This is a genomic window from Paenibacillus jepli (assembly GCF_047238105.1).
Taxonomy (GTDB): domain Bacteria; phylum Bacillota; class Bacilli; order Paenibacillales; family Paenibacillaceae; genus Paenibacillus_D.
In genome coordinates this window covers 1,065,001-1,084,844 of record NZ_JBDFMD010000001.1, presented here as the reverse complement: position 1 = coordinate 1,084,844, position 19,844 = coordinate 1,065,001, and the positions used below count along the sequence as shown (strand labels likewise).

At 57.4% G+C, this 19,844-nt stretch carries 16 protein-coding genes and 1 pseudogene (1 of these 17 running past the window's edge); 16 read left to right on the top strand and 1 reads right to left on the bottom strand.

The genetic code is table 11. The features are described from left to right. Window positions 1–4: 4 nt before the first annotated feature. Window positions 5–241, top strand: coding sequence for a hypothetical protein (locus tag ABC336_RS05005; protein WP_413237618.1), 237 nt, complete (start codon window positions 5–7; stop codon window positions 239–241). 6 nt (window positions 242–247) lie between these two features. Here the strand turns inward: ABC336_RS05005 and yfbR are convergent, their stop codons facing one another. Then, window positions 248–865 (bottom strand): 5'-deoxynucleotidase, encoded by a 618-nt coding sequence (gene yfbR, locus ABC336_RS05000; RefSeq protein ID WP_413237617.1) that lies wholly within the window; start codon window positions 863–865, stop codon window positions 248–250. Window positions 866–1,021: 156 nt separating this feature from the next. On the opposite strand from yfbR, the gene ABC336_RS04995 reads away from it, so the two are divergent. The 15 genes and pseudogenes from ABC336_RS04995 to ABC336_RS04925 form a co-directional block, all read left to right on the top strand. Next, complete coding sequence (locus ABC336_RS04995; RefSeq protein ID WP_413237616.1) at window positions 1,022–2,566, top strand: fumarate hydratase; 1,545 nt, start codon at window positions 1,022–1,024, stop codon at window positions 2,564–2,566. Between the two features lie 14 nt (window positions 2,567–2,580). Next, window positions 2,581–3,561, top strand: a complete 981-nt coding sequence (locus ABC336_RS04990; RefSeq protein WP_413237615.1) for a bile acid:sodium symporter family protein — start codon at window positions 2,581–2,583, stop codon at window positions 3,559–3,561. A 39-nt stretch (window positions 3,562–3,600) separates the two neighbouring features. Beyond that, entirely contained in the window at window positions 3,601–5,403 is a 1,803-nt protein-coding gene (gene pnpS / locus ABC336_RS04985; RefSeq protein ID WP_413237614.1) for a two-component system histidine kinase PnpS, read from the top strand. A gap of 130 nt (window positions 5,404–5,533) precedes the next feature. After that, window positions 5,534–6,253: a response regulator transcription factor gene (locus ABC336_RS04980; protein ID WP_413237613.1), complete on the top strand. Its 720-nt coding sequence runs from the start codon at window positions 5,534–5,536 to the stop codon at window positions 6,251–6,253. A 118-nt stretch (window positions 6,254–6,371) separates the two neighbouring features. Further along, on the top strand, window positions 6,372–7,241 hold the full coding sequence (locus ABC336_RS04975) for a MurR/RpiR family transcriptional regulator (RefSeq protein ID WP_413237612.1): 870 nt from the start codon (window positions 6,372–6,374) through the stop codon (window positions 7,239–7,241). 115 nt (window positions 7,242–7,356) lie between these two features. Continuing rightward, window positions 7,357–8,901, top strand: a complete 1,545-nt coding sequence (locus ABC336_RS04970; protein WP_413237611.1) for a DUF4127 family protein — start codon at window positions 7,357–7,359, stop codon at window positions 8,899–8,901. Window positions 8,902–9,122: 221 nt separating this feature from the next. After that, a complete protein-coding gene (locus tag ABC336_RS04965) occupies window positions 9,123–10,442 on the top strand; it encodes an ABC transporter substrate-binding protein (protein WP_413237610.1) in 1,320 nt (439 codons plus the stop codon). A gap of 78 nt (window positions 10,443–10,520) precedes the next feature. Continuing rightward, window positions 10,521–11,417, top strand: coding sequence for a carbohydrate ABC transporter permease (locus ABC336_RS04960; protein WP_413237609.1), 897 nt, complete (start codon window positions 10,521–10,523; stop codon window positions 11,415–11,417). Further along, on the top strand, window positions 11,418–12,248 hold the full coding sequence (locus tag ABC336_RS04955; protein WP_413237608.1) for a carbohydrate ABC transporter permease: 831 nt from the start codon (window positions 11,418–11,420) through the stop codon (window positions 12,246–12,248). Between the two features lie 28 nt (window positions 12,249–12,276). Next, a complete protein-coding gene (locus tag ABC336_RS04950) occupies window positions 12,277–12,987 on the top strand; it encodes an N-acetylmannosamine-6-phosphate 2-epimerase (RefSeq protein ID WP_413237607.1) in 711 nt (236 codons plus the stop codon). A gap of 5 nt (window positions 12,988–12,992) precedes the next feature. Next, on the top strand, window positions 12,993–13,928 hold the full coding sequence (locus ABC336_RS04945; RefSeq protein WP_413237606.1) for an ROK family protein: 936 nt from the start codon (window positions 12,993–12,995) through the stop codon (window positions 13,926–13,928). Window positions 13,929–14,009: 81 nt separating this feature from the next. After that, window positions 14,010–16,247 carry a DUF4434 domain-containing protein gene (locus ABC336_RS04940; protein WP_413237605.1) on the top strand — a complete coding sequence of 746 codons (2,238 nt, stop codon included), beginning with the start codon at window positions 14,010–14,012 and terminating at the stop codon, window positions 16,245–16,247. Window positions 16,248–16,626: 379 nt separating this feature from the next. Beyond that, the gene (locus ABC336_RS04935; RefSeq protein WP_413237604.1) at window positions 16,627–17,958 is read left to right on the top strand and encodes a GGDEF domain-containing protein; all 1,332 of its coding nucleotides are present in this window, start codon (window positions 16,627–16,629) and stop codon (window positions 17,956–17,958) included. A gap of 163 nt (window positions 17,959–18,121) precedes the next feature. Further along, window positions 18,122–19,144, top strand: a complete 1,023-nt coding sequence (locus tag ABC336_RS04930) for an NAD-dependent epimerase/dehydratase family protein (RefSeq protein ID WP_413237603.1) — start codon at window positions 18,122–18,124, stop codon at window positions 19,142–19,144. Then, window positions 19,145–19,844 (top strand): annotated as a pseudogene (locus ABC336_RS04925) (dihydrodipicolinate synthase family protein); it runs 364 nt beyond the window's last position.

The window sequence follows — 19,844 nt, the reverse complement described above, 5'->3', positions numbered from 1 at the left end:
TCAGATGGGTATGAGCGGCGATCCGAGACAGCGGATAAAGCAGTTGAAAGCCAGACTGAAGGGGGAAGTGCCGCCAGTGGCGCCGGACGGCGGGGGGCAGCGCACTGCGGAAGAGGAGCTCCCGGAATTGCCGGCGCAAGCCAGGCTGCTCGCCCAGGCTTCGCCGGAATGGCAGACCGTGTATGAGGGCGTCCGCAAGTCGGTGCTCGGTCTGCGGGGAGGGACTGGAGAACAGGAGTAGCGAGGCTTACGTCTCGGAGAGCTCGTCGAGCGTCCTGCCCAGGCTCGGTGCCATATGGGTGAGGAACCATTCCACCTCGGGCATCTCCAGCTTGGCCAGCGATTGCTCGGTCTGGCCTTTGGCGACCATGAATTCGCGGTTGCCGGAGGACAGCTCGGAGACGCATTTAAGATAGGCATCCAGCAGATCGGCGGCTTTGAGATAGCGCAGCAGTTCCCGGTCAGGGTTCGCACCCGCTTCCCCATCGGAGAGACCGTCATCCGGCAGCAGCAGGGCTGTATATGTCTCATGCAGCGGCGCGGGGACCATGCCCAGCAGCCGTTCGGCGGCCATGCTTTCGATCTCGCGGAAGCTGGCCAGCATCTTGGGATTATGATGCTTGACCGGAGTCGGGATGTCGCCGGTGAACACTTCCGTCGCGTCATGGAACAGTGCCATCGCGGCTGCGCGGTCGCTGTTCAGCCGGCGTCCGTAGACGCGGTTGCCGATCTCGCACAGCATATGAACCAGCAGTGCCACATGGTACGAGTGCTCAGCGACAGTCTCGCGCGTCGTGTTGCGCATCAGACTCCAGCGCTCGATATACTTCAAACGGTACAGGTAGGCAAAAAAATGGGATTCCATCGGCAGATGCTCCTTCTACGGAATTCCATTTGATCATATCAGGCACGGCCCCCCTTTGTACAGCGAGGACGAGGGGCTGGTTAGATGCCGAATAGCATTTTCTATGATATAGTGTCTTCATAAGGTTGCTATTTTGAGAGGGGAGAGCGGTACGTAATGCAGCACTTCGAACAAAGCGTATATGATCTGATCGTGGAGACGTCCACCAATCTGCCCGGAGATGTACGACGGGCGATTCGTGCGGCGCGGGAGGCAGAGGACCGGGCGACGCGCGCGGGACTGTCGCTCTTGACAATCGCCAACAATATCGAGATGGCTGAGACCAAGGTTTCGCCCATCTGCCAGGATACGGGAATGCCTACATTTGTCGTGCATACGCCGGTAGGCGCCAACCAGCTGCTCATGAAGGAGCAGATCCGCTCGGCAATCGCCAGAGCGACGAAGGACGGCAAGCTGCGGACCAACTCTGTCGACTCGCTCACCGGCGCCAACACGGGGGACAATCTCGGCCCCGGCACGCCGGTCATCCACTTCGAGCAGTGGGAGAAAGACGATATCGATATCCGCCTGATCCTCAAAGGAGGCGGCTGCGAGAACAAAAATATCCAGTACAGCCTGCCTGCCGAGCTGGACGGGCTGGGCAAAGCGGGACGGGATCTCGACGGCATCCGCAAATGCATCATGCACGCCATCTATCAGGCCCAGGGCCAAGGCTGCAGCGCCGGCTTCATCGGCGTGGGGATCGGCGGCGACCGCACGACCGGCTACGAGCTGGCCAAGCAGCAGCTGTTCCGTCGTGTCGATGATACGAATGACCATCCCGATCTCGCGGCCCTGGAGGAGTATGTCATGCTCCATGCCAATAAGCTTGGCATCGGTACGATGGGCTTCGGCGGCGAGGTTACGCTGCTCGGCTGCAAGGTAGGAGTCATGAACCGTCTGCCAGCGAGCTTCTTTGTCTCCGTGGCCTACAATTGCTGGGCTTACCGCAGACAAGGCGTGCTCCTGAATGCGGAGAGCGGCGAGATCAAGTCATGGATCTACCCGCAGGGGCAGGAAGTCGATATGGCCGAGCCGACCCCCGAGCCGCAGCCCGCGGCAGAGGCTGCCGGAGCCGAGCGCCGCGAGGTTGTCCTGCAGACGCCGATCTCCGAAGAGCAGATCCGCAGTCTGCGGGTAGGCGATATCGTCGTCATCAACGGCGAGATGCACACCGGCCGGGACGCGCTGCACAAGCATCTGATGGATCATGATGCGCCGATCGATCTGGAAGGCTCGGTCATTTATCATTGCGGACCGGTCATGCTCAAGGACGATGCCGGCTGGCATGTCAAGGCCGCCGGACCGACGACCAGTATCCGCGAGGAGCCTTACCAGGGCGATATCATCAAGAAATTCGGCATCCGCGCGGTCATCGGCAAAGGCGGCATGGGCGCCAAGACGCTTGCTGCCCTGCAGGAGCATGGCGCTGTCTATCTCAATGCCATCGGCGGCGCAGCCCAATATTATGCCGAGTGCTTCAAGCAGGTGAACGGCGTCGATTTCCTCGAATTCGGCATTCCGGAAGCGATGTGGCATCTGAAGACCGAAGGCTTTGCCGCGATCGTGACGATGGACGCCCACGGCAACAGTCTTCATGCAGATGTCGAAAAGGATTCCTTCGTCAAGCTCACCGAGCTGAGGGAACCGGTATTCAAATAATAAGCGGGGGATGAGTGACGCGATTATTCGGATTAGCCTTCAACCAATGGTTTGAGAAATGGATGTTCTTCATTGTCCCCGGATCTCTTGTCCTGGGGTTTCTTTTTTCGGAGCCCTTGCTGCCTTTTGTAGATTGGGTTCCCTACCTGTTTGCTTTTGTCACGCTGACGATGGCGATCGGCTGCAGTCTTGAGGCGCTGCGGGTCGTACTGATGAGGCCGCTGCCAATCCTGTGGTCGCTGTCCACAGCTCACCTGCTGCTGCCTCTGATTGCATTTGGGATGGGAGTGCTGCTGTTCGGTGCGGCTTCCCCTTACACTGTAGGATTCGTCCTGTTTGCGCTGATCCCGCTGGGTGTCTCGTCGGTGATCTGGGTCAGCCTCTCCGGTGGCAGCATCGCTCTGATGCTGGCGCTGGTCGTCGTCGATTCGGCGATCAGTCCGCTTGTCGTGCCATTTGGCATCCAGCTGTTCTTCGGTACAGGCGTAGAGGTGGACACCGGCAAGATGATCACGGATCTGCTCGTTATCGTCGTGCTCCCTACCGTGGCAGGCGTGCTCCTGCATCAGCTGACGAGGGGCCGTATCAACGATACTGTCCGGCCTGTGGCGGCGCCATTGTCCAAGCTGTGCTTTGTTGCGGTAGTCGCGCTCAACGCTTCGGCGATCGAGCCGTACGTGATGGAACTCAAGGGAGATCTGCTGATGCTGGCGCCGGCAGTCATTGCGCTGGTCGGCATCAGCTACGCTGCGGGCTTCTTCAGTGCCTTGCCGTTCCGCGACCGTGAGCTGCTCGTTACCCTTTCCTATGCTTCGGGGATGCGCAATATTTCGCTGGGGATCGTCCTGGCACTGGGGTATTTCAGTCCGGCGGCAGCGGTACCCGTAGTGCTCGGGATCATGATCCAACAGCCGGTGGCGACGCTTCATTTTTACGTTTTACAAAAGTTTAACAAAAGGAAGTCTGGCATTCCCCGGCAGGGACAGGTACGATAGTCACGGGTAAGCATGCGAGCAAAAGGACGGGATTGGCGAATGAACCGTTTTCGTGTAAGACTCACTTTGATAATCATCGGCATGATCGGCCTGTCCGTGCTCACGGCAGGCCTCTTCATGGCGCACACCTTCCGCAACAATCATCTCGACGCCTTGCAGGACAATATGCTGCGGGAGATGAAGATCATTATCTCGACCATGGAATGGAGGAGCGGCGCGCCCGAGGAAGTGTATGACTACTTCACGGACACGGCGCAGGAGCTTCACCGGATCTCCGGGGTCCGCGTTACATTCCTCCGGGGGGACGGCACTGTGCTGGGCGATTCCAGCCATGATCCGCGCTTGATGGAAAATCACTATGACCGGCTCGAAATTCAGGAAGCCCGCGAGCATGGCGTCGGCCGCCAGATCCGGCGCAGCGATACGACCGAGGTCAACTACATGTACGTGGCAGTGCCCGTCACCCCGGGGTCCGAGGCGAGCGATATGGTGCGGCTGGCTATGAGTCTGGAAGATGTCGATCAGAGTGTAGGGGAGCTGTGGAGTGTCGTTCTGTTCGGCTTGCTGGGGCTGTTCGTGCTGGCTGCACTCGTCAGCTACCGGATCGCCAGAGGCTTGACGCGGCCGCTCGAATCCATCACCCGGGTGGCGCAGCGCATCAAAAATATGGATTATCAGGCGCGGGTCCCGCTCCAGAAGTCCGATGAGATCGGGGAGCTGGCGCATGCCATCAATGCCATGGCTGACAGCCTGCAGGGACAGATGCGACAGCTCAAGCAGAACGAGACCCGTCTGGAGAGCGTCCTGGACAATATGATCAATGGCATCGTGATGATTGACCGGGAGGGAAAGATCGTGCTCCTCAACCGGATGGCGGAAGAGGTGCTTGGCTTCTCGGCCAAAGAGCTGGTCGGCAGGCATTTCGCCGAAGCCAAGCAGCAGTATGAGCTCGCTCAGATCATCCAGGAGGGGCTGGAGGAACGCGAGCATATCCGAGAAGAGATCCCGTTCTACTATCCGGACGAACGGCTGCTTGAGATTCATCTTGTCCCCGTGTTCCACACGAGGGAAGAGTTCGGCGGCGTACTGCTGGTGCTGCGGGATGTGACCGAGATCCGCCGGCTCGAGCGGATGCGCAGTGAGTTTGTGGCCAATGTCTCGCATGAGCTGAAGACGCCGATCGCGGCGGTCAAGGGCTTTGCCGAGACGCTGCTGGGCGGGGCGGTCAATGATCCAAACACGGCCAATTCATTCCTTCAGATCATCTTCGACGAAAGCGAACGACTGAACCGTTTGATCGGTGATATTCTCGAGCTGTCCAAAGTCGAATCGCGGCGCGTGCCGCTGCAGCTGTCGCCGGTTGAGATGTCTTCGGTCGTATCGCGGACCATGGAGTTTATCGCGACGGAGGCAACCCGTAAAAATATCGCGCTGGAAATGTCGGTCGCTGAAGGGATCTACGTGGAAGCGGACGAGGACCGGCTGCATCAGATCCTGATCAATCTGCTGTCCAATGGGGTTAATTATACCCCCGAGGGCGGCAAGGTATCTGTCAAGGTGGAGCCGCTTCGGCAGCCAGGTGCGCAGGAATCCCAGGATTATGATATGATCAGGATCACCATCGCCGATACTGGCATCGGTATTCCCAAAAAAGATCTGCCGCGCATTTTTGAGCGTTTCTACCGGGTGGACAAGGCGCGTTCACGGAGCTCCGGCGGCACCGGGCTGGGGCTGTCGATTGTGAAGCACCTTGTCGAGCTGCACAAGGGGACGATCGTTGTAGACAGCTCGCCGGGCGTCGGCTCAACGTTTACGATCGAGCTTCCGGTGCTCCAATCGTAGTAATGCATCGGCAGGTGTGGTATGCTAGAGTATATTCGTGCCGCGTCCAGAAGGGCGCACAAGAGAGCGGTAGAGTAGCTACGCAACAGTACATTACGCGGTAGACGAACACGCGAAGCTGGAGGTTTACATGTCGCAGAGGGTGCTGGTCATCGAGGATGAGCCGACGCTGGCTCGTCTCTTGTCTTATAATTTGTCGCAAGAAGGCTATGAGATTACAGTTGCCGATCATGGCGGAGAAGGATTGCAGACCGCGCTGCAGCGGAGCTTTGATTTGATCATCCTGGATATTATGCTGCCGGGGATGAACGGCTTCGAGATTCTGGGCAAGCTCAGACAGAACGGAGTATCGACTCCAGTGATCATCCTGACGGCCCGCAATGCGGAGGAAGAGGTCGTCCAGGGGTTGAAGCACGGCGCGGACGATTATATTACCAAGCCGTTCGGCGTAGCGGAGCTGCTCGCACGGGTATCGGCGGTGCTGCGGCGCACACGCAACGAGGATGTCCGGCAGACGGACACCTCGGAGAAAGTGATCGTCGCAGGCGAGTTGGCTATCTATCCTGACAAGTATGAGGTGCTCTTGCAGGAGGAGATCATCCCGCTGCGGCCCAAGGAGTTTGAAGTACTGCTGTATCTGGTCCAGCGGCCGGGCATGGTCATCACCCGCGACGACCTGATGAACGTCGTCTGGGGGTTCGATTATATCGGCGGACAGCGTACGGTGGATGTCCATGTCAGCTCGCTCCGCAAGAAGCTGGAGCTGGGACAGGAGTCTGTCCGGATCGAATCGATCCGCGGCGTCGGATACAAGCTGGTTATGCCGAAGAGGCTCACTTCACCGAAGTAGACGGTGAGTGAGTCTTTTTTCGATCCACAGCCAGCCGGTTGCACTTGAATGTTATGGAGTGAAAGTCTATTATTATTTTGTGAAGTGGAATACTTCTTCAATTTGAGGAGTGTATGCAATGTCCAAACCTAAAGGGTTTTCCGAAGGCGCCAATACCTTGCTTGTAATATCCAGCATCTACGAAGCGCTGACCAAGACCGAGAAGAAAATCGCGGACGTCATTCGGAAAGATCCAGAGGCGGTCGTATACGTAACATTGACAGACTTGGCCGAGATGGCGGGAGTGGGGGAAACCTCGGTGTTGCGCTTATGCCGCAAGATCGGTTTTAAAGGCTACCAGGAGTTCAAGCTGGCGTTGGCTCAGGATCTGGTCGTACCGATCAAAAATGTGCATAGTCAAATTGAGGAAACCGATGATCTGCATGACATCGCAGCCAAAATCACGGTGGAAAATACGAAGTCCATCGAAAATACGCTTAATCTTCTCGATATGGCACAGATGGAGAAGGCGATCGATGCGATCGGCAAGTCGAAGAAGCTGTACTTCTTCGGAGTCGGATCGTCGGCCAATACCGCGTTGGACGGCAAGTACCGTTTTATGAGGTTGGGCTATAATACCGAGGTTGTCACGGACCCGCATATCATGGCGATGAATGCGATTCTGATGGAAGAGGGCGATGTATTGTTTGCCGTATCAACGTCCGGCAGTACGAAGGATATCGTGGACGCCGTCAAGATTGCAAAGCAAAAGTCGGTCTTCTTTATTTGTCTGACCAGCCATCTGCGCTCACCACTGACGCAATATGCCGACGTGGTGCTGCTCTCCAAGTCCCGGGAGACGCCGCTGCAGGGCGGCGCCTTCTCGTCCAAGCTATCGCAGATTCATGTGCTGGATATTTTGACTACAGCCACCGCGATCCGGTATCGGACGAAGACGTATGATGCGCTGGAGCAAACCTCCAAAGCGGTGGTCCACAAAATTTATTGAAAACGATTGAAATGGAGTAATGGTCCGTAATATAATTTGAATATGAAGAAATTATCCATACGTACCTTGGGGCGTATGGATTTTTTTATTAACCACACAGGAGTGAACGCCACGTATGAACAAGATTGTATATGTTCCTTTGGACGAAAGACCTTGCAATTATGACTATCCGCTTTATCTGGCGGGAATGACGGATCTTCATCTGGCGGTGCCCAGCCGCTCCGTGCTTGGCGACAAGAAACGGCCTGCGGATACGGAAGCGGTGACTCAGTGGCTGCTGAAGGAAGCCGCCGACGCCGACTATGCGTTGATCAGTATCGATATGCTTCTCTACGGAGGCATTGTGCCGTCACGGCTTCATCAACTGGACCTCTCAGAGCTGGAGCGGCGAATGACCAGGCTGCGCGAGCTCAAGACAGCCAATCCAGCCTTGAAGCTGTATGCCTTTCATCTCATTACAAGAGCGCCTGCGTATTCGAGCAGCGAGGAAGAGCCGGACTACTATGCCGATTATGGCCGGGAGCTGTACGATTATGGATGGCTGATAGACAAGCGCAAGCGAGACGGACTGGACCCGGCGGAAGAAGAACGGTTAACGCATATTGAACAAAAGGTGCCGAGCGCCGTTTTTGATGATTTTCTGGGCAGACGGGAGGTGAACAAGCAGATGAACCATCGCTCTGTCTCGCTGACAGACGGAGGCGTCATCGATTATCTGGTCGTGCCGCTGGATGACAACTCCGTATACGGCTATACCTCTTCGGAGCAGCGGAGCCTCGTGCGGCTCGTGGAGGATGGCAATCTGCTTGACCGCATCGCGGTATACCCCGGCGCGGACGAGATCGGATGTACGATGTTCAGCCGCATTTTTTGCGAGCTTCATCAGTATGAGCCGCTGGTTCATGTCAGATACTCCTCGACCCTTGGTCCTTCCATTGTGCCCAAATACGAGGACCGCACCTTGAACGAGAGCATCAAGCATCATGTCATGGCATCGGGCGGTTGCGTGGCGGACGGATTTGAAGCTCCCGATCTCTACTTGATGGTTCATTCGCCGGCTATAAGCGGAGTCGCGGTCGCAGAGACAACGGATCGCTACGACTCGCGTCATCAGTCGTACGTCTCCGAGATCAACAGGCGTGAATTCGCAAGCACCATCGAAAGATACGCCCGTCATGGCAAAGTGATGGCGCTGGCGGATGTAGCCTTGTGCAACGGCGGGGATGACATCTTGATGAAGCTGCTCGCCAAAAAATGCTTGCTGGACAAACTGGACGGGTATGCAGCATGGAATACGTCGGGCAATGCGCTCGGTACGGTAATCTCCCACGCGATCATTACAGCCTTCAACCGAGCGCAGCCTCAGCAGTGCCCGCAGAAGGAAGCGGCAAGCCGCATGTATTATTGCTACCGGCTCCTCGAAGACTGGGGGTATCAGTCTGTCGTGCGACAGGCCATTACCGAGGAGCTGCTGCCGAAGCTGGACGCTTCCTACTTCCGCATTGAACATGTACAACAAGAAGTGGAGCGGCAGATTGAACAGCAGTTGCAGCAGTTTGCCGAACAATACCTCGCTTGGGGAGAGCCGCTGAACATATCGGACGTATCCATGCCCTGGAAGCGAATGTTTGAAATCGGCTTCCGGCTGGAGAGTGAGTAATAATTATTCAGGCTGTCCTCAAAAGACCGAAGAGGGATGGAATCGATGGAAAGAACGATCCGTGACCGGAGGTCTTATGGTGAGGACAGTCTGATCGATTTTGGAGTATTCCTCCTGAATTTTAATTTAAAAAGGAAAAGTCCTTTACAACCAATCTTACACGGAGGTATAATGGCTTCAAGAACTTCATCATTAGTAGCATATTTAGGGGGACTGAGTGAATGATGTGGAACAGAAAAGGGATCAAGACGACGCTTGCTTTGATGTTGACGGCTGCCCTCGTTGCTTGCGGGAACGGCAACCACAGCGAAAGCCCTGCCGGAGCGGACCAAGGCAGCAGCAGCCCGCCGGTCCAAAAGACCGAAGTCAGCTTCTGGTATTTGTGGGGCGGTGTTGAAGGGGAGTATGTAGAGGAACTGATCTCGGAGTTCAATGCGAGCCAGGAGCACTATGAAGTGAAAGGCTTGTCCGTGCCGGATATGCAAAAAATTATCGTGGCGATCTCCAGCGGAGAAGGTCCGGACGTCACGGACAACTTCAGCAACAATACGGCATCTTACGTAGAGAAGGGCATGCTTCAATCGCTTGACGAGTATATCGAACGAGACAACTACGATCTATCGGACTTTGTGCCGGCGGCGCTGGAGTCCGGCCGCTACGAAGGCAAGCTGTATGCGTTGCCGATTAACGTCAACTTCAACATGATGTTCTATAACAAAGCGCTGCTGGCGGCAGCTGGATATGACGGACCGCCTCAGAGCGAAGAAGAGCTGCTGGAGTATGCCATCAAGCTGACGGAGACCAATGCCGACGGCACCATCAAGGTGATGGGCTTCCCCGACTTTCCGAACGTGTATTATACCAATAGCATGGCGTTTGCCATGGGCGGCGACTTCATCTCCGAAGACGGCAAGACGTTGACGCCGGACAATGAAGGCATGAAGAAGGGCATCGAGCTGATGCAGGCGTACCGCCAGGAGTTCGGCGCGGACAACGTCCTGAAGTTCAACTCCTCCGCCAAGTATCTGGATGCGACCGATCCATTTATCCAAGGCAATCAGGCGATCCGCTTTGACGGTCCGTGGTTCGGCCATACGGTAAAAAATGTGCTGCAGAAGGACATCGATTACGGCGTAGCTCCGTATCCCGCGCCGGCCGGCCAGCCGGAGCTGGCAGGGGGCGGAGAAGTGAGCGCATCGACCTTCTTTATCCCGAGCAACGCCAAGAACAAGGACGGCGCATGGGCGTTCATGAGCTGGCTCATGGCCAAGGAAAACATGATCAAATTCAATGACAAATTCGCCAACCTGCCTGCCAGAACCTCGGCGTATGACGATCCGGCGCTGCAAGACATTCCGGACTTCCGGGCTTTCGCCGAGGCCGCCCAAAATCCGAACTTGAAGCCCTTCCCGACGTTCGGCGAGCAAGGCGCTTACGGCAAAGTAATCACCGACGAGTTCGAGCTGGCCGTCAATTTCAAGAAGTCTGCGGATGAAGCCATGAAGGCGATGAAAGACAAATCCGCCAGCCTGCTGAAGTAGGAGTTCGTTTAATCCAACTGCGCGTACCGCTTTGCCAGCTTCTTATAATGGGGAAAGTAGACTTCTGGGGGAGCGACGATGAAGAAAAACACTTGGATCGGGTTAGCATTCGCGAGTCCCTGGCTACTAGGCTTTCTCGCTTTTACGCTGTATCCGTTATTGGCATCATTCTATTACAGCTTTACGAGCTTCAATATTTTTCAGTCCCCCGAAATTGTAGCATTCGATAACTACAAGGAGCTGATGGGAGACGATCTGTTCTGGAAAAGCGTGCAGAACACATTGTACCTGACCGTGGTGAGCACGCCGATCAACTTATTCTTTTCCTTGCTGCTCGCCCTGCTGCTAAATACAAAAATTAGAGGCCTGTCGATATACCGCACGGTGTACTATATCCCGACGATCGTGCCGCTCGCGGCCACATCGCTGCTGTGGATGTGGATTCTCAATCCGCAGTACGGCCTGCTCAACGGCTTGCTCGGCATGGTCGGACTGCCTGGGCCGAACTGGCTTGCCGATCCGAGCTTAAGCAAATTTTCGCTGGTGATGATGGGACTGTGGGCTTCGGGCAATGTGATGATCATCTTCCTGGCTTCCTTGCAGGAGGTCCCGCAATCGCTGTACGAATCCTCCCAGATTGACGGAGCGAACAAGTGGCGCCAATTCTGGAGCATCACGATCCCGACGATATCGCCGATCATTTTGTTCCAGCTCATTATGCAGGTCATCAATAATTTGCAATATTTCACACAGGCTTACTTTGTTGTATCCAGCAGTGCGCTTAATATGCCCGGCAGCGGCGGACCCGAGAACTCGCTTTTGATGTATGCGATGTATTTGTATCACAATGCCTTCATTTACTTCAAAATGGGCAAAGCTTCCGCTATGGCATGGATCTTGTTCATCATAGCCGGCATCATTACGTGGCTCATCTTCCGCTCTTCGAAAAAATGGGTCACTTACGGAGGCGATTAAATGCAGTCGAACAAACTTAGAAAAAGCCTCCCCGTCCATAGCATTTTGATCGTCATCGGGATTGCCTTTCTGGCGCCGTTCATGTGGATGCTGCTGACCTCAGTTAAGTCGCTGGGCGAAATATCGACCTTCCCGGTAACGATCTGGCCGGAGACGTTCCTATGGAGCAATTACCAGGAAGTATTCGAGATCATCCCGTTTGCAAGATACTTCTTGAACACGCTGTTCGTCACGCTCGCGAGTGTTGTCGGGCAGCTGTTCGCGGCGCCGCTGGTCGCCTATTCGATCACGAAGATCGAGTGGAGCGGGCGCAGATGGATCTTTCCGATCGTTATTGCAACGATGCTGCTGCCGTTCCAGGTCACGATGATTCCCATCTATATGATTTTCAAGGATCTGGGCTTGACCGGCAGCTACTGGCCGCTCATCATTCCCACGTTTACGGGAGCGCCGCTTTATATTTTCCTGCTGCGACAGTTTTTTATGTCCATCCCGGACACGATCATCCAAGCCGCCCGCATCGACGGCGCGTCCGAGTCGAGGATCTATATCACGATCATTCTTCCGTTGTGCCGGCCGGCGCTTGCGGCCGTTGCGATCTTTACGTTCCTCTACACCTGGTCTGACTTTATGGGGCCCTTGCTGTATTTGAACAACGCCGATATGTACACGCTGACGCTTGGCTTGCAGGCTTTTTTGGCTGAGCATTACACCGAGTGGGGACTGCTGATGGCGGCCTCGCTGCTGTTCACTTTGCCTCTGGTCATTATGTTCTTTTTTGCACAGAAGCAATTTATCGAAGGGATTACTTTGACAGGAATTAAAGGTTAATGTTTCCGTACCTAAGGAGTGTACTACTATGACAAAGGACCTCATCCAAGCTCTCAGCGGCGGGCTAATCGTCTCCTGTCAGGCGTATGAAGGCGAGCCGTTATTCGGCTCCGATACGATGACCAAGCTGGCCATCGCAGCCCGGGAGGGCGGAGCCGTCGGCATCCGCGCCAACTCTCCGGCGGATATTGCTGCGATTAAGAAAGCGCTCGGCCTTCCTGTCATCGGGATATGGAAGGCACGTTATGACCATTCGCCGGTCTACATTACACCAACCCGCAAAGAAGCGATTGCCGTTGCTGAGGCGGGGGCCGATGTGATCGCGATTGACGCCACGCCGCGCCGCCGGCCCGGAGGAGAACAGCTCGCGGATCTCATTGGATGGCTTCGGTCCGCGTACCCGCACTGTCTGCTCATGGCAGATGTCTCGACCGTAGAGGAAGGGGTGCAGGCGGAAGCCATGGGCTTCGATATCATTTCTACGACGCTGTCCGGGTACACGGACTATTCGCCGCAGCAGTCAGGACCGGATTTTCAGCTGGTTGAGGAGCTGGCGCGCCGCGTTGCGATCCCGGTATTCGCCGAAGGCAGAATCCAGTCGCCGGAGCAAGCGTACCGTTGTCTGCTGCTTGGCGCCCGCGCCGTCGTGATCGGCAGCGCCATCACGCGCCCGGAGGCGATTACGAAGAGATTCGTGGACGGGCTCATCCCCAGACCCGAGCTCGTGGGAAAGGAGTGAAGCCGATGCGCTCCGCACTGGGCATCGATCTCGGAGGCACGAATATCAAATGGGGCATCGTCACCGAAGCAGGCGAAGTGCTGCTGGAGGGACTCGTGCCTACCGAATCGGATCGCGGGCCGGAGGAACTGCTGAACAAGCTGTCCGCGATTGCAGAGCATGCCAGGCAAGCTGCGTCGGACGCGAGTCTCGCGCTGGATGGCGTCGGCATTGGCACCGCTGGTCAGGTCCAGCGGTCCAGCGGCATCGTGAGGGGCGCTACGGCCACCTTGCCCGGGTGGGCGGGCATGCCGCTGGGAGTGCGTATCGGCTCCGAGACAGGACTTCCCGTCGTCGTCGACAATGATGTGAATATGATCGCGATGGGGGAAGCCTGGCTGGGCGCAGGGCGGGAGTGGACGAATTTCTTGTGCGTCGCTCTCGGGACCGGCGTAGGGGGCTGTTGGATGACCGACCGGCGCGCCTATGGAGGAAGAGAAGGCTATGCCGGCGAGTTCGGACATATGGTCATCGCGATGGGCGGCCGCGCCTGCAGCTGCGGCAACCGGGGCTGCTGGGAGGCGTATGCATCCGTGACGGGACTGAAGAAGCTGGCATTTGAGCAATGGGAAGACGGTCCGTGGGACGAGCCGGAGACGCTGTTTCGCTATGCAAGAGAAGGCGATCGGCGGGCGCTGCCCATCGTCGATCAGTATTGCGAGTATGCAGCGGCCGGTCTGACTGGTCTCATCCATATCTACAACCCGCCTGCCATCGTGCTGGGGGGAGCCATGGTGGCCGGGCAGGGCGCATTTTTGCTTGAGCGGATCCAGGCCCTGTTGAACCGTCAGGTGATGCCGGTGTACCAGCAGCCCGAGCCAGTCAATGTCGTTGCTGCACAGCTGGGAAAACAAGCAGGAGTAATCGGGGCTGCCCTAGCTTCGCTTTTGATCACGAAGTGATTCAGAAGACGGATACGATCATCGAATGTGAGTGTTTTGATCACGTATTGACCCATCCTATTCATAAGGGGAGAGCGATCCATGAAGAAGGAACTATGGTTGCGAAGTGCAAGGGTGCAGATGATCAAGGCAGTATGCTGCACGCTGATTGTCGCAGGGGTCAGCCCGTTCGGGCTGGAGAAGGCCAGCGCAGCGGGCGTCAATCTGCTTGCGGGCAAAAGCTACACCTCCAGTGTGGCAGCCGATGCGTCCTACCCTGACAGCGGAGGGGCGGAGCTTACGGATGGCATCACCGCAGCGCCACTGCTAGCCGATGCCGCTTGGCAAGGGAGGCTGACGCCGGGCAGCTACTCGTTCACGGTTGATTTGGGAAGCGCGCAGACGTTTCAGCGTTTCGAGGCCGGGTTTTTCAAATATGCCGGAGGCGGCATCCCGTCCCCAACCAGCGTGGAGTACAGTTATTCGAGCGATGGTGCAGCCTATCAATCGGCCTGTATCGTAGGCCAACAGGGAGCGGGGAGCGATATCGTGCGTCTGACATACGCCTGCGATGCCCCAGCGCCCGCTACGGCGCGTTATGTGAAGATGACCGTCAATGGTGCGCCGGGCAGTTGGTCCTTCGTAGATGAATGGAGCGTGCTGGAGGCTGAGCCGGCCCCTACAGACGTATTGAAATTAAACGGCTCGTTTCTGCAGCCGGAGCTTGGCGACCAGTGGGGCCACGGGCAGTGGGCAGACGAATTTCAGTATATGAAGGATGTCGGCATGGATCATCTGATCCTGCAATGGTCGGCAAATACGGAGTTCGGTACAGCTGTCTATCCAACGACCGTCCCGGGTCTGACGCAGGAGACGTCGCAAGACGTGGTCGCCAAGGTGCTGCAGATGGGGGACGCGTACGGCCTCGATATCTATATCGGGCTGCAGCTCAATCACGAATGGTTCGTCCATTATACGAATGATGTAGCTTGGCTGAATGATGAAGCGGGTATCGCGGGCGAGTTAATCGAGGATCTGTGGGATCAATACGGCAGCTATGACTCCTTCAAGGGCTGGTACTTAAGCTTCGAGGTCGACAACTGGAACCTGCCTGACACCACGTCATGGCAGCGTATGGCAGACTTCTATAATGAGGTGACGACGGCAGCCCGTACGGTGTCGCCCGGACTGCCGATCATGATCTCGCCGTTCTACAACGTATCCGGCGGGCTGAATCCGGCGGGCTGGGAGACGATGTGGAACTACATTCTGAGCCGCACGGATATCGACATCTTTGCCTTACAGGATGGGATCGGCGCCGGCCACGCGGCAACGTCCGATCTGGCGAGTTGGTTTGCCGCGACCCAAAACGCTATCACCGCGTCGAGTCCAGGCACAGCGCTCTGGGCGGATACGGAGACGTTCAACATGGACTTCAAGCCGATGGATCTGAGGCATATGCTGGACAACATGCTGGCCGTAGAGCCGTATGTCAGCCGTTATACGAGCTTCAGCTTCAACCATTATATGAGTCCTCAGACTGTTAATCCGTTGTATTATGAGACCTATGCCAACTACGTAGCTGCCGGTACGCTGGACTCATCGGCGCCCACGACGCCAACCGCTCTGACGGCGGCAGCCGCAGACCCGATGACCGTCACGCTGAGCTGGAGCGGCTCGACGGACGATACCGGAGTAGTAGGCTACCAAATCTATCGCAACAGCGAGCTTGTCCATGCCAGCTACACCGCTGCTGCGAGCTTCATCGACAAGCAGCTCACGCCGGGCACGACGTATACGTATGCCGTTCGCGCTTTCGACGCGGCAGGCAATCTGTCGGCCTTGACCACGGCGGTATCCGCAGCCACTCCGGCTGGAACCACCTATCCGAATATTTGGTCGGCAGCCAGGCCCTATACTTCATCCATGCCGGCGGATGCCGCATATCCGGATGTGGGAGGCGCTGAGCTTACGAACGGCGTCCACGGCTCGGCGTCGTATGTGGATGGAGCATGGCAAGGACGTAATACCGCCAGTCCTTACAGCTTTGTGATTGATTTGGGACAAGCGCGTCCGATCAGTGAAGTGAACGCGAACTTCCTGCAAGTGAAATCCGTCTATGTGCTGCTGCCGCAGGAAGTAAGGTTCTCCGTGTCCAGCGACAATATCAACTTCGCGGATGTCGGGACGGTCGAGAAGCCTGCGGTGAGCAGCTCCGATCAGACCAAGACCTATCGCGTGACCGGACTATCCGGCGTGTCCGGCCGCTATGTCAAAGTAGAGGTCATCCCGGCGAGCAGCGCGTGGACGTTCATCGATGAAATGCAGGTCCGCAGCTGAAGGGACGGAAGCATTCACTCCAGATAGACGCACGGCGATGATTGAAGTCTGATCTGAGGACGGCTATAATAATTTTTAGAATGCTAGTACCCATGTAAATCAAGAAGCTGCCGATGAGTTCCGGGGACTCGTTGAGCAGCTTCTTCCATCTGGAAGTGTGGTGAAAATTAGGCCTACGTTGTGCGGATCGTCCTTCCGATCGCTGTGGTTCCCAGAATTCTTGAATCATAACCTCTGGTTGAGGTTGAATTCCGGGAACAGTGTATGCTTCCGAAGCTAGCTTTTCTGCGAAAAGCTTTCAGGCGAGCGCTCCGCTTCTCCAGGACAATTCCGCCCCACTTCCGGCACTTTTTCACCAATCTTCTAGGGAGTGATGTTGATGGATATGCGCGATACCCTGCGTGTGCCGCAGATCGCGATCGGTCTGATCGGCCCGCCGCCGGCGATTGCCGCCATGCAGGAGGTGGCGCGCCGGTTTCCGACCTTCGCGCCGTTGCCCCGTGCGGCCAGGGACGAACGGGAGGCCGTGCAGGCGGCGGATGAGCTGGCAGGTCAGGCGGAAGTGCTCCTGATCGCCGGGGCGCGGCTGCATCTCGCGGTCAAACGGGAGGTGGACGCGAGGATTCCCATCCTGCACGTTCCCTTGACGGACGTAGCCTTATATCGCTCGCTGATGATGGCGTGGCAGGCGGACAAGCTCGCGGGAGGGTTGTCTATCGACTCCCTCACGTCGGCCATGGTCTATCGGGCGCTTGCCGAGCTGGGCCTGGCGGAGGTGCGCGTCGTGCTCTACGACGGGCCTCCGCACGCTTCGGAAGCCGAGTTGCTCCGGTTCCATACGGCGCAGGCCGGCGTCTGCAGCGCAGCCTTGACCGGAGAGGAGACCGTCGCCGAGGCGCTGGCAGAGGCCGGCATTGCCAGCTGGCATCTGGCGCCTTCGCCTCAGGACATCTCCGTCGCGCTGGAGCGAGCGCTCCTCTCCACCGAATCGAGGCGCAGCAAGGAATCGCAGATGGTGATCGGGATGATCAACATCGACGATTTTCACGGCTTGGTCATGCGCAGCGTCAATGAACACGAGGTGCAGCGGCTGAAGCTGGATATCCACCGGCTGCTGCTGGGCTACGTGGCGACGCTGGACGGATATCTGACCGCACTGGGCGGCGACGAATATCTGTTCATCACCACCCGGGGCATCTTCGAGCGGGAGACCGGCGGCTACAAGATGATCCCGCTGGCGAGAGAGGCGTCCAAGTCTTATGGACTGTCGCTCAGCATCGGTGTAGGATTCGGGGCGTCAGCCAACGAAGCGGGCACGCACGCCAGGGCGGCGCTTCGCAAGGCCAAGGAGGCGGGCGGCAACGCCTGCTTCATCGTCAGGGAAGACCGTACCCTGATCGGGCCGCTGGAGATGAGCGATCCGGTTCAGACTGTGCTCGCCCCAACCGATGCGGGGCTGATCAAGCAGGCCGAGGACGCCGGTATGACAAGCGCTTATCTGAGCAAGCTGCTCAGCAGCAAAGCCAAGCTCGACAAGGTGGATTATACGGTCCACGAGCTTGCTTCCCTGCTGGAGATCACGGTTCGAAGCGCGCACCGGCTGCTGTTGCTGTGGATGGACCATGAGCTGGTGACGGTAGCGGGCATGGAGAAGGTACCCAAAGGCAGACCGCGCCAGATCTACCGGATGTCTTTTATGCAGGACCTGTAGAGGCAGCGGGGAATAGAACGCACGCAAGCCAAGAAACGGACCACCCCGGTCCTGTTCCTTGGCTCTTTTATTCTTATTTAAAGACTATTAAAAGATTTGTCTTTATATAGAGTTTTCCATTAAGATGAAAATATCATCACGCACGCAAGAAGGGGGAACATGCATGATTACATCGGTACATCAATTGGAGGAACTCCTCAGTACGCCAAGCGAGGCCCTTATCCGGGATCTCTCGACGATCGACGGGGACATTATGGTGCTCGGCGCAGGCGGCAAGATGGGGCCCAGCTTGTCGCGGCTGGCGGCTCGCACGGTCCGGGAAGGGGGGTTGGGCGATCGACGCATCATTGCCGTCTCCCGCTTCTCCAGTACGGAGGCCCGCCAGGAGCTGGAGGCGGCCGGCGTGGAGACGATTGCCTGCGATCTGCTCGATGACAGCGAGCTGACCCAACTGCCGCAAGCCGCCAATATCCTCTATATGGCCGGCAACAAATTCGGCACGACAGGCAATGAGCATTTCACCTGGGCGATGAATACTTATCTGCCGGGCCGGGTGGCGACGCACTTCCAGGACTCGCGGATCGTCGTCTTCTCCTCCGGCAACATCTATCCCTTCATGCCGGTCGGCAGTGGCGGCGCCGATGAATCGGTGGCGCCCGAGCCGCTCGGCGAGTACGCCCAGTCTTGCCTTGGCCGGGAGCGCATCTTCGAATACCACGGCCGCAAGAACGGAACGCTGATGGCGATGTATCGTCTGAACTATGCCGTAGACCTGCGTTACGGGGTGCTGCTGGAGATAGCCCGGGCGGTTCATGAAGGGCGGCCTGTCGATGTGACGATGGGGCATGCCAATGTAATCTGGCAGGGCGATGCCAATGCGATGGCGCTCCGTTGCCTTACGCTGTGCAGCGCCCCGCCGGCGATCGTCAATATCACGGGACCCGAGACGGTTTCCATCCGCTGGGCGGCTCACGCTTTTGGCCAGCGGATGGGCAAGGAGCCTCAGATCGTCGGCAGCGAGTCCGACACGGCGCTGCTGAACAATGCCTCCCGATCGCATCAGCTGCTCGGGTATCCCGAGGTATCGCTGCTGCAGATGATCGATTGGCTGAGCGAGTGGGTCCAGGCGGGAGGCATGACCTGGAACAAACCGACGCATTTTCAGCAACGAAAGGGGAAATTCTAGATGACAGCAAGAGCCTTGACGCAAGAGCAACTCGCCGCGCTGCATGAGGGACTGGTCATACCGGCTCATCCGCTGGCATTGACTGCGGACCGCAAGCTCGATGAGCGCCGGCAGCGCGCGCTGACGCGATATTATCTCGCCTCCGGCGCCGGGGGCATCGCGGTCGGCGTGCATTCCACCCAGTCGAGATTCGCGATCCCGAACACCGTCTCTTCGAGCCGGTACTGCGGCTGGCCGCCGAAGAGGTGCGTCGAGCGGCTCCGTCACGGCCGTTCCTGCTGGTGGCCGGCATCTGCGGTCCGACGGAGCAGGCGCTGCGGGAAGCGGAGACGGCAGTGGCGCTGGGTTACGATGCGGGTCTGCTCAGTATGGGCGGCCTGCAGAGCTGGACGGAGGCGCAGATCCTGGAGCGGGCGCGCGCGGTAGCCGCATGCCTGCCGATCATCGGCTTTTATCTGCAGCCTTCCGTAGGCGGTCGCAGCTTCAGCTACCCTTTCTGGCAAGCCTTTGCGGAGATTCCCGGCATCGTAGCGATCAAGCTGGCGCCGTTCAACCGGTATCAGACTATCGATGTCGTGCGCGCGGTGATGCACTCCAGCCGGCGCGACGACATCGCTCTATACACGGGGAACGACGACAATATCGTCAATGATCTGCTGACCGTGTACCGCTTCCGGGTGAACGGCCGTACCGTGGAGAA

Bases quoted from the DNA above. Each gene is read 5' to 3' on its own strand.
- ABC336_RS04945 (WP_413237606.1), top strand. From the start codon at position 12,993: ATGCGCTCCGCACTGGGCATCGATCTCGGAGGCACGAATATCAAATGG.
- ABC336_RS04960 (WP_413237609.1), top strand. From the start codon at position 10,521: ATGAAGAAAAACACTTGGATCGGGTTAGCATTCGCGAGTCCCTGGCTA.
- ABC336_RS04980 (WP_413237613.1), top strand. From the start codon at position 5,534: ATGTCGCAGAGGGTGCTGGTCATCGAGGATGAGCCGACGCTGGCTCGT.
- ABC336_RS04955 (WP_413237608.1), top strand. From the start codon at position 11,418: ATGCAGTCGAACAAACTTAGAAAAAGCCTCCCCGTCCATAGCATTTTG.
- ABC336_RS04995 (WP_413237616.1), top strand. From the start codon at position 1,022: ATGCAGCACTTCGAACAAAGCGTATATGATCTGATCGTGGAGACGTCC.
- ABC336_RS04965 (WP_413237610.1), top strand. From the start codon at position 9,123: ATGATGTGGAACAGAAAAGGGATCAAGACGACGCTTGCTTTGATGTTG.
- pnpS (WP_413237614.1), top strand. From the start codon at position 3,601: ATGAACCGTTTTCGTGTAAGACTCACTTTGATAATCATCGGCATGATC.
- ABC336_RS04975 (WP_413237612.1), top strand. From the start codon at position 6,372: ATGTCCAAACCTAAAGGGTTTTCCGAAGGCGCCAATACCTTGCTTGTA.
- ABC336_RS04940 (WP_413237605.1), top strand. From the start codon at position 14,010: ATGAAGAAGGAACTATGGTTGCGAAGTGCAAGGGTGCAGATGATCAAG.
- ABC336_RS04950 (WP_413237607.1), top strand. From the start codon at position 12,277: ATGACAAAGGACCTCATCCAAGCTCTCAGCGGCGGGCTAATCGTCTCC.
- yfbR (WP_413237617.1), bottom strand. From the start codon at position 865: ATGGAATCCCATTTTTTTGCCTACCTGTACCGTTTGAAGTATATCGAG.
- ABC336_RS04930 (WP_413237603.1), top strand. From the start codon at position 18,122: ATGATTACATCGGTACATCAATTGGAGGAACTCCTCAGTACGCCAAGC.
- ABC336_RS04970 (WP_413237611.1), top strand. From the start codon at position 7,357: ATGAACAAGATTGTATATGTTCCTTTGGACGAAAGACCTTGCAATTAT.
- ABC336_RS04935 (WP_413237604.1), top strand. From the start codon at position 16,627: ATGGATATGCGCGATACCCTGCGTGTGCCGCAGATCGCGATCGGTCTG.
- ABC336_RS05005 (WP_413237618.1), top strand. From the start codon at position 5: ATGGGTATGAGCGGCGATCCGAGACAGCGGATAAAGCAGTTGAAAGCC.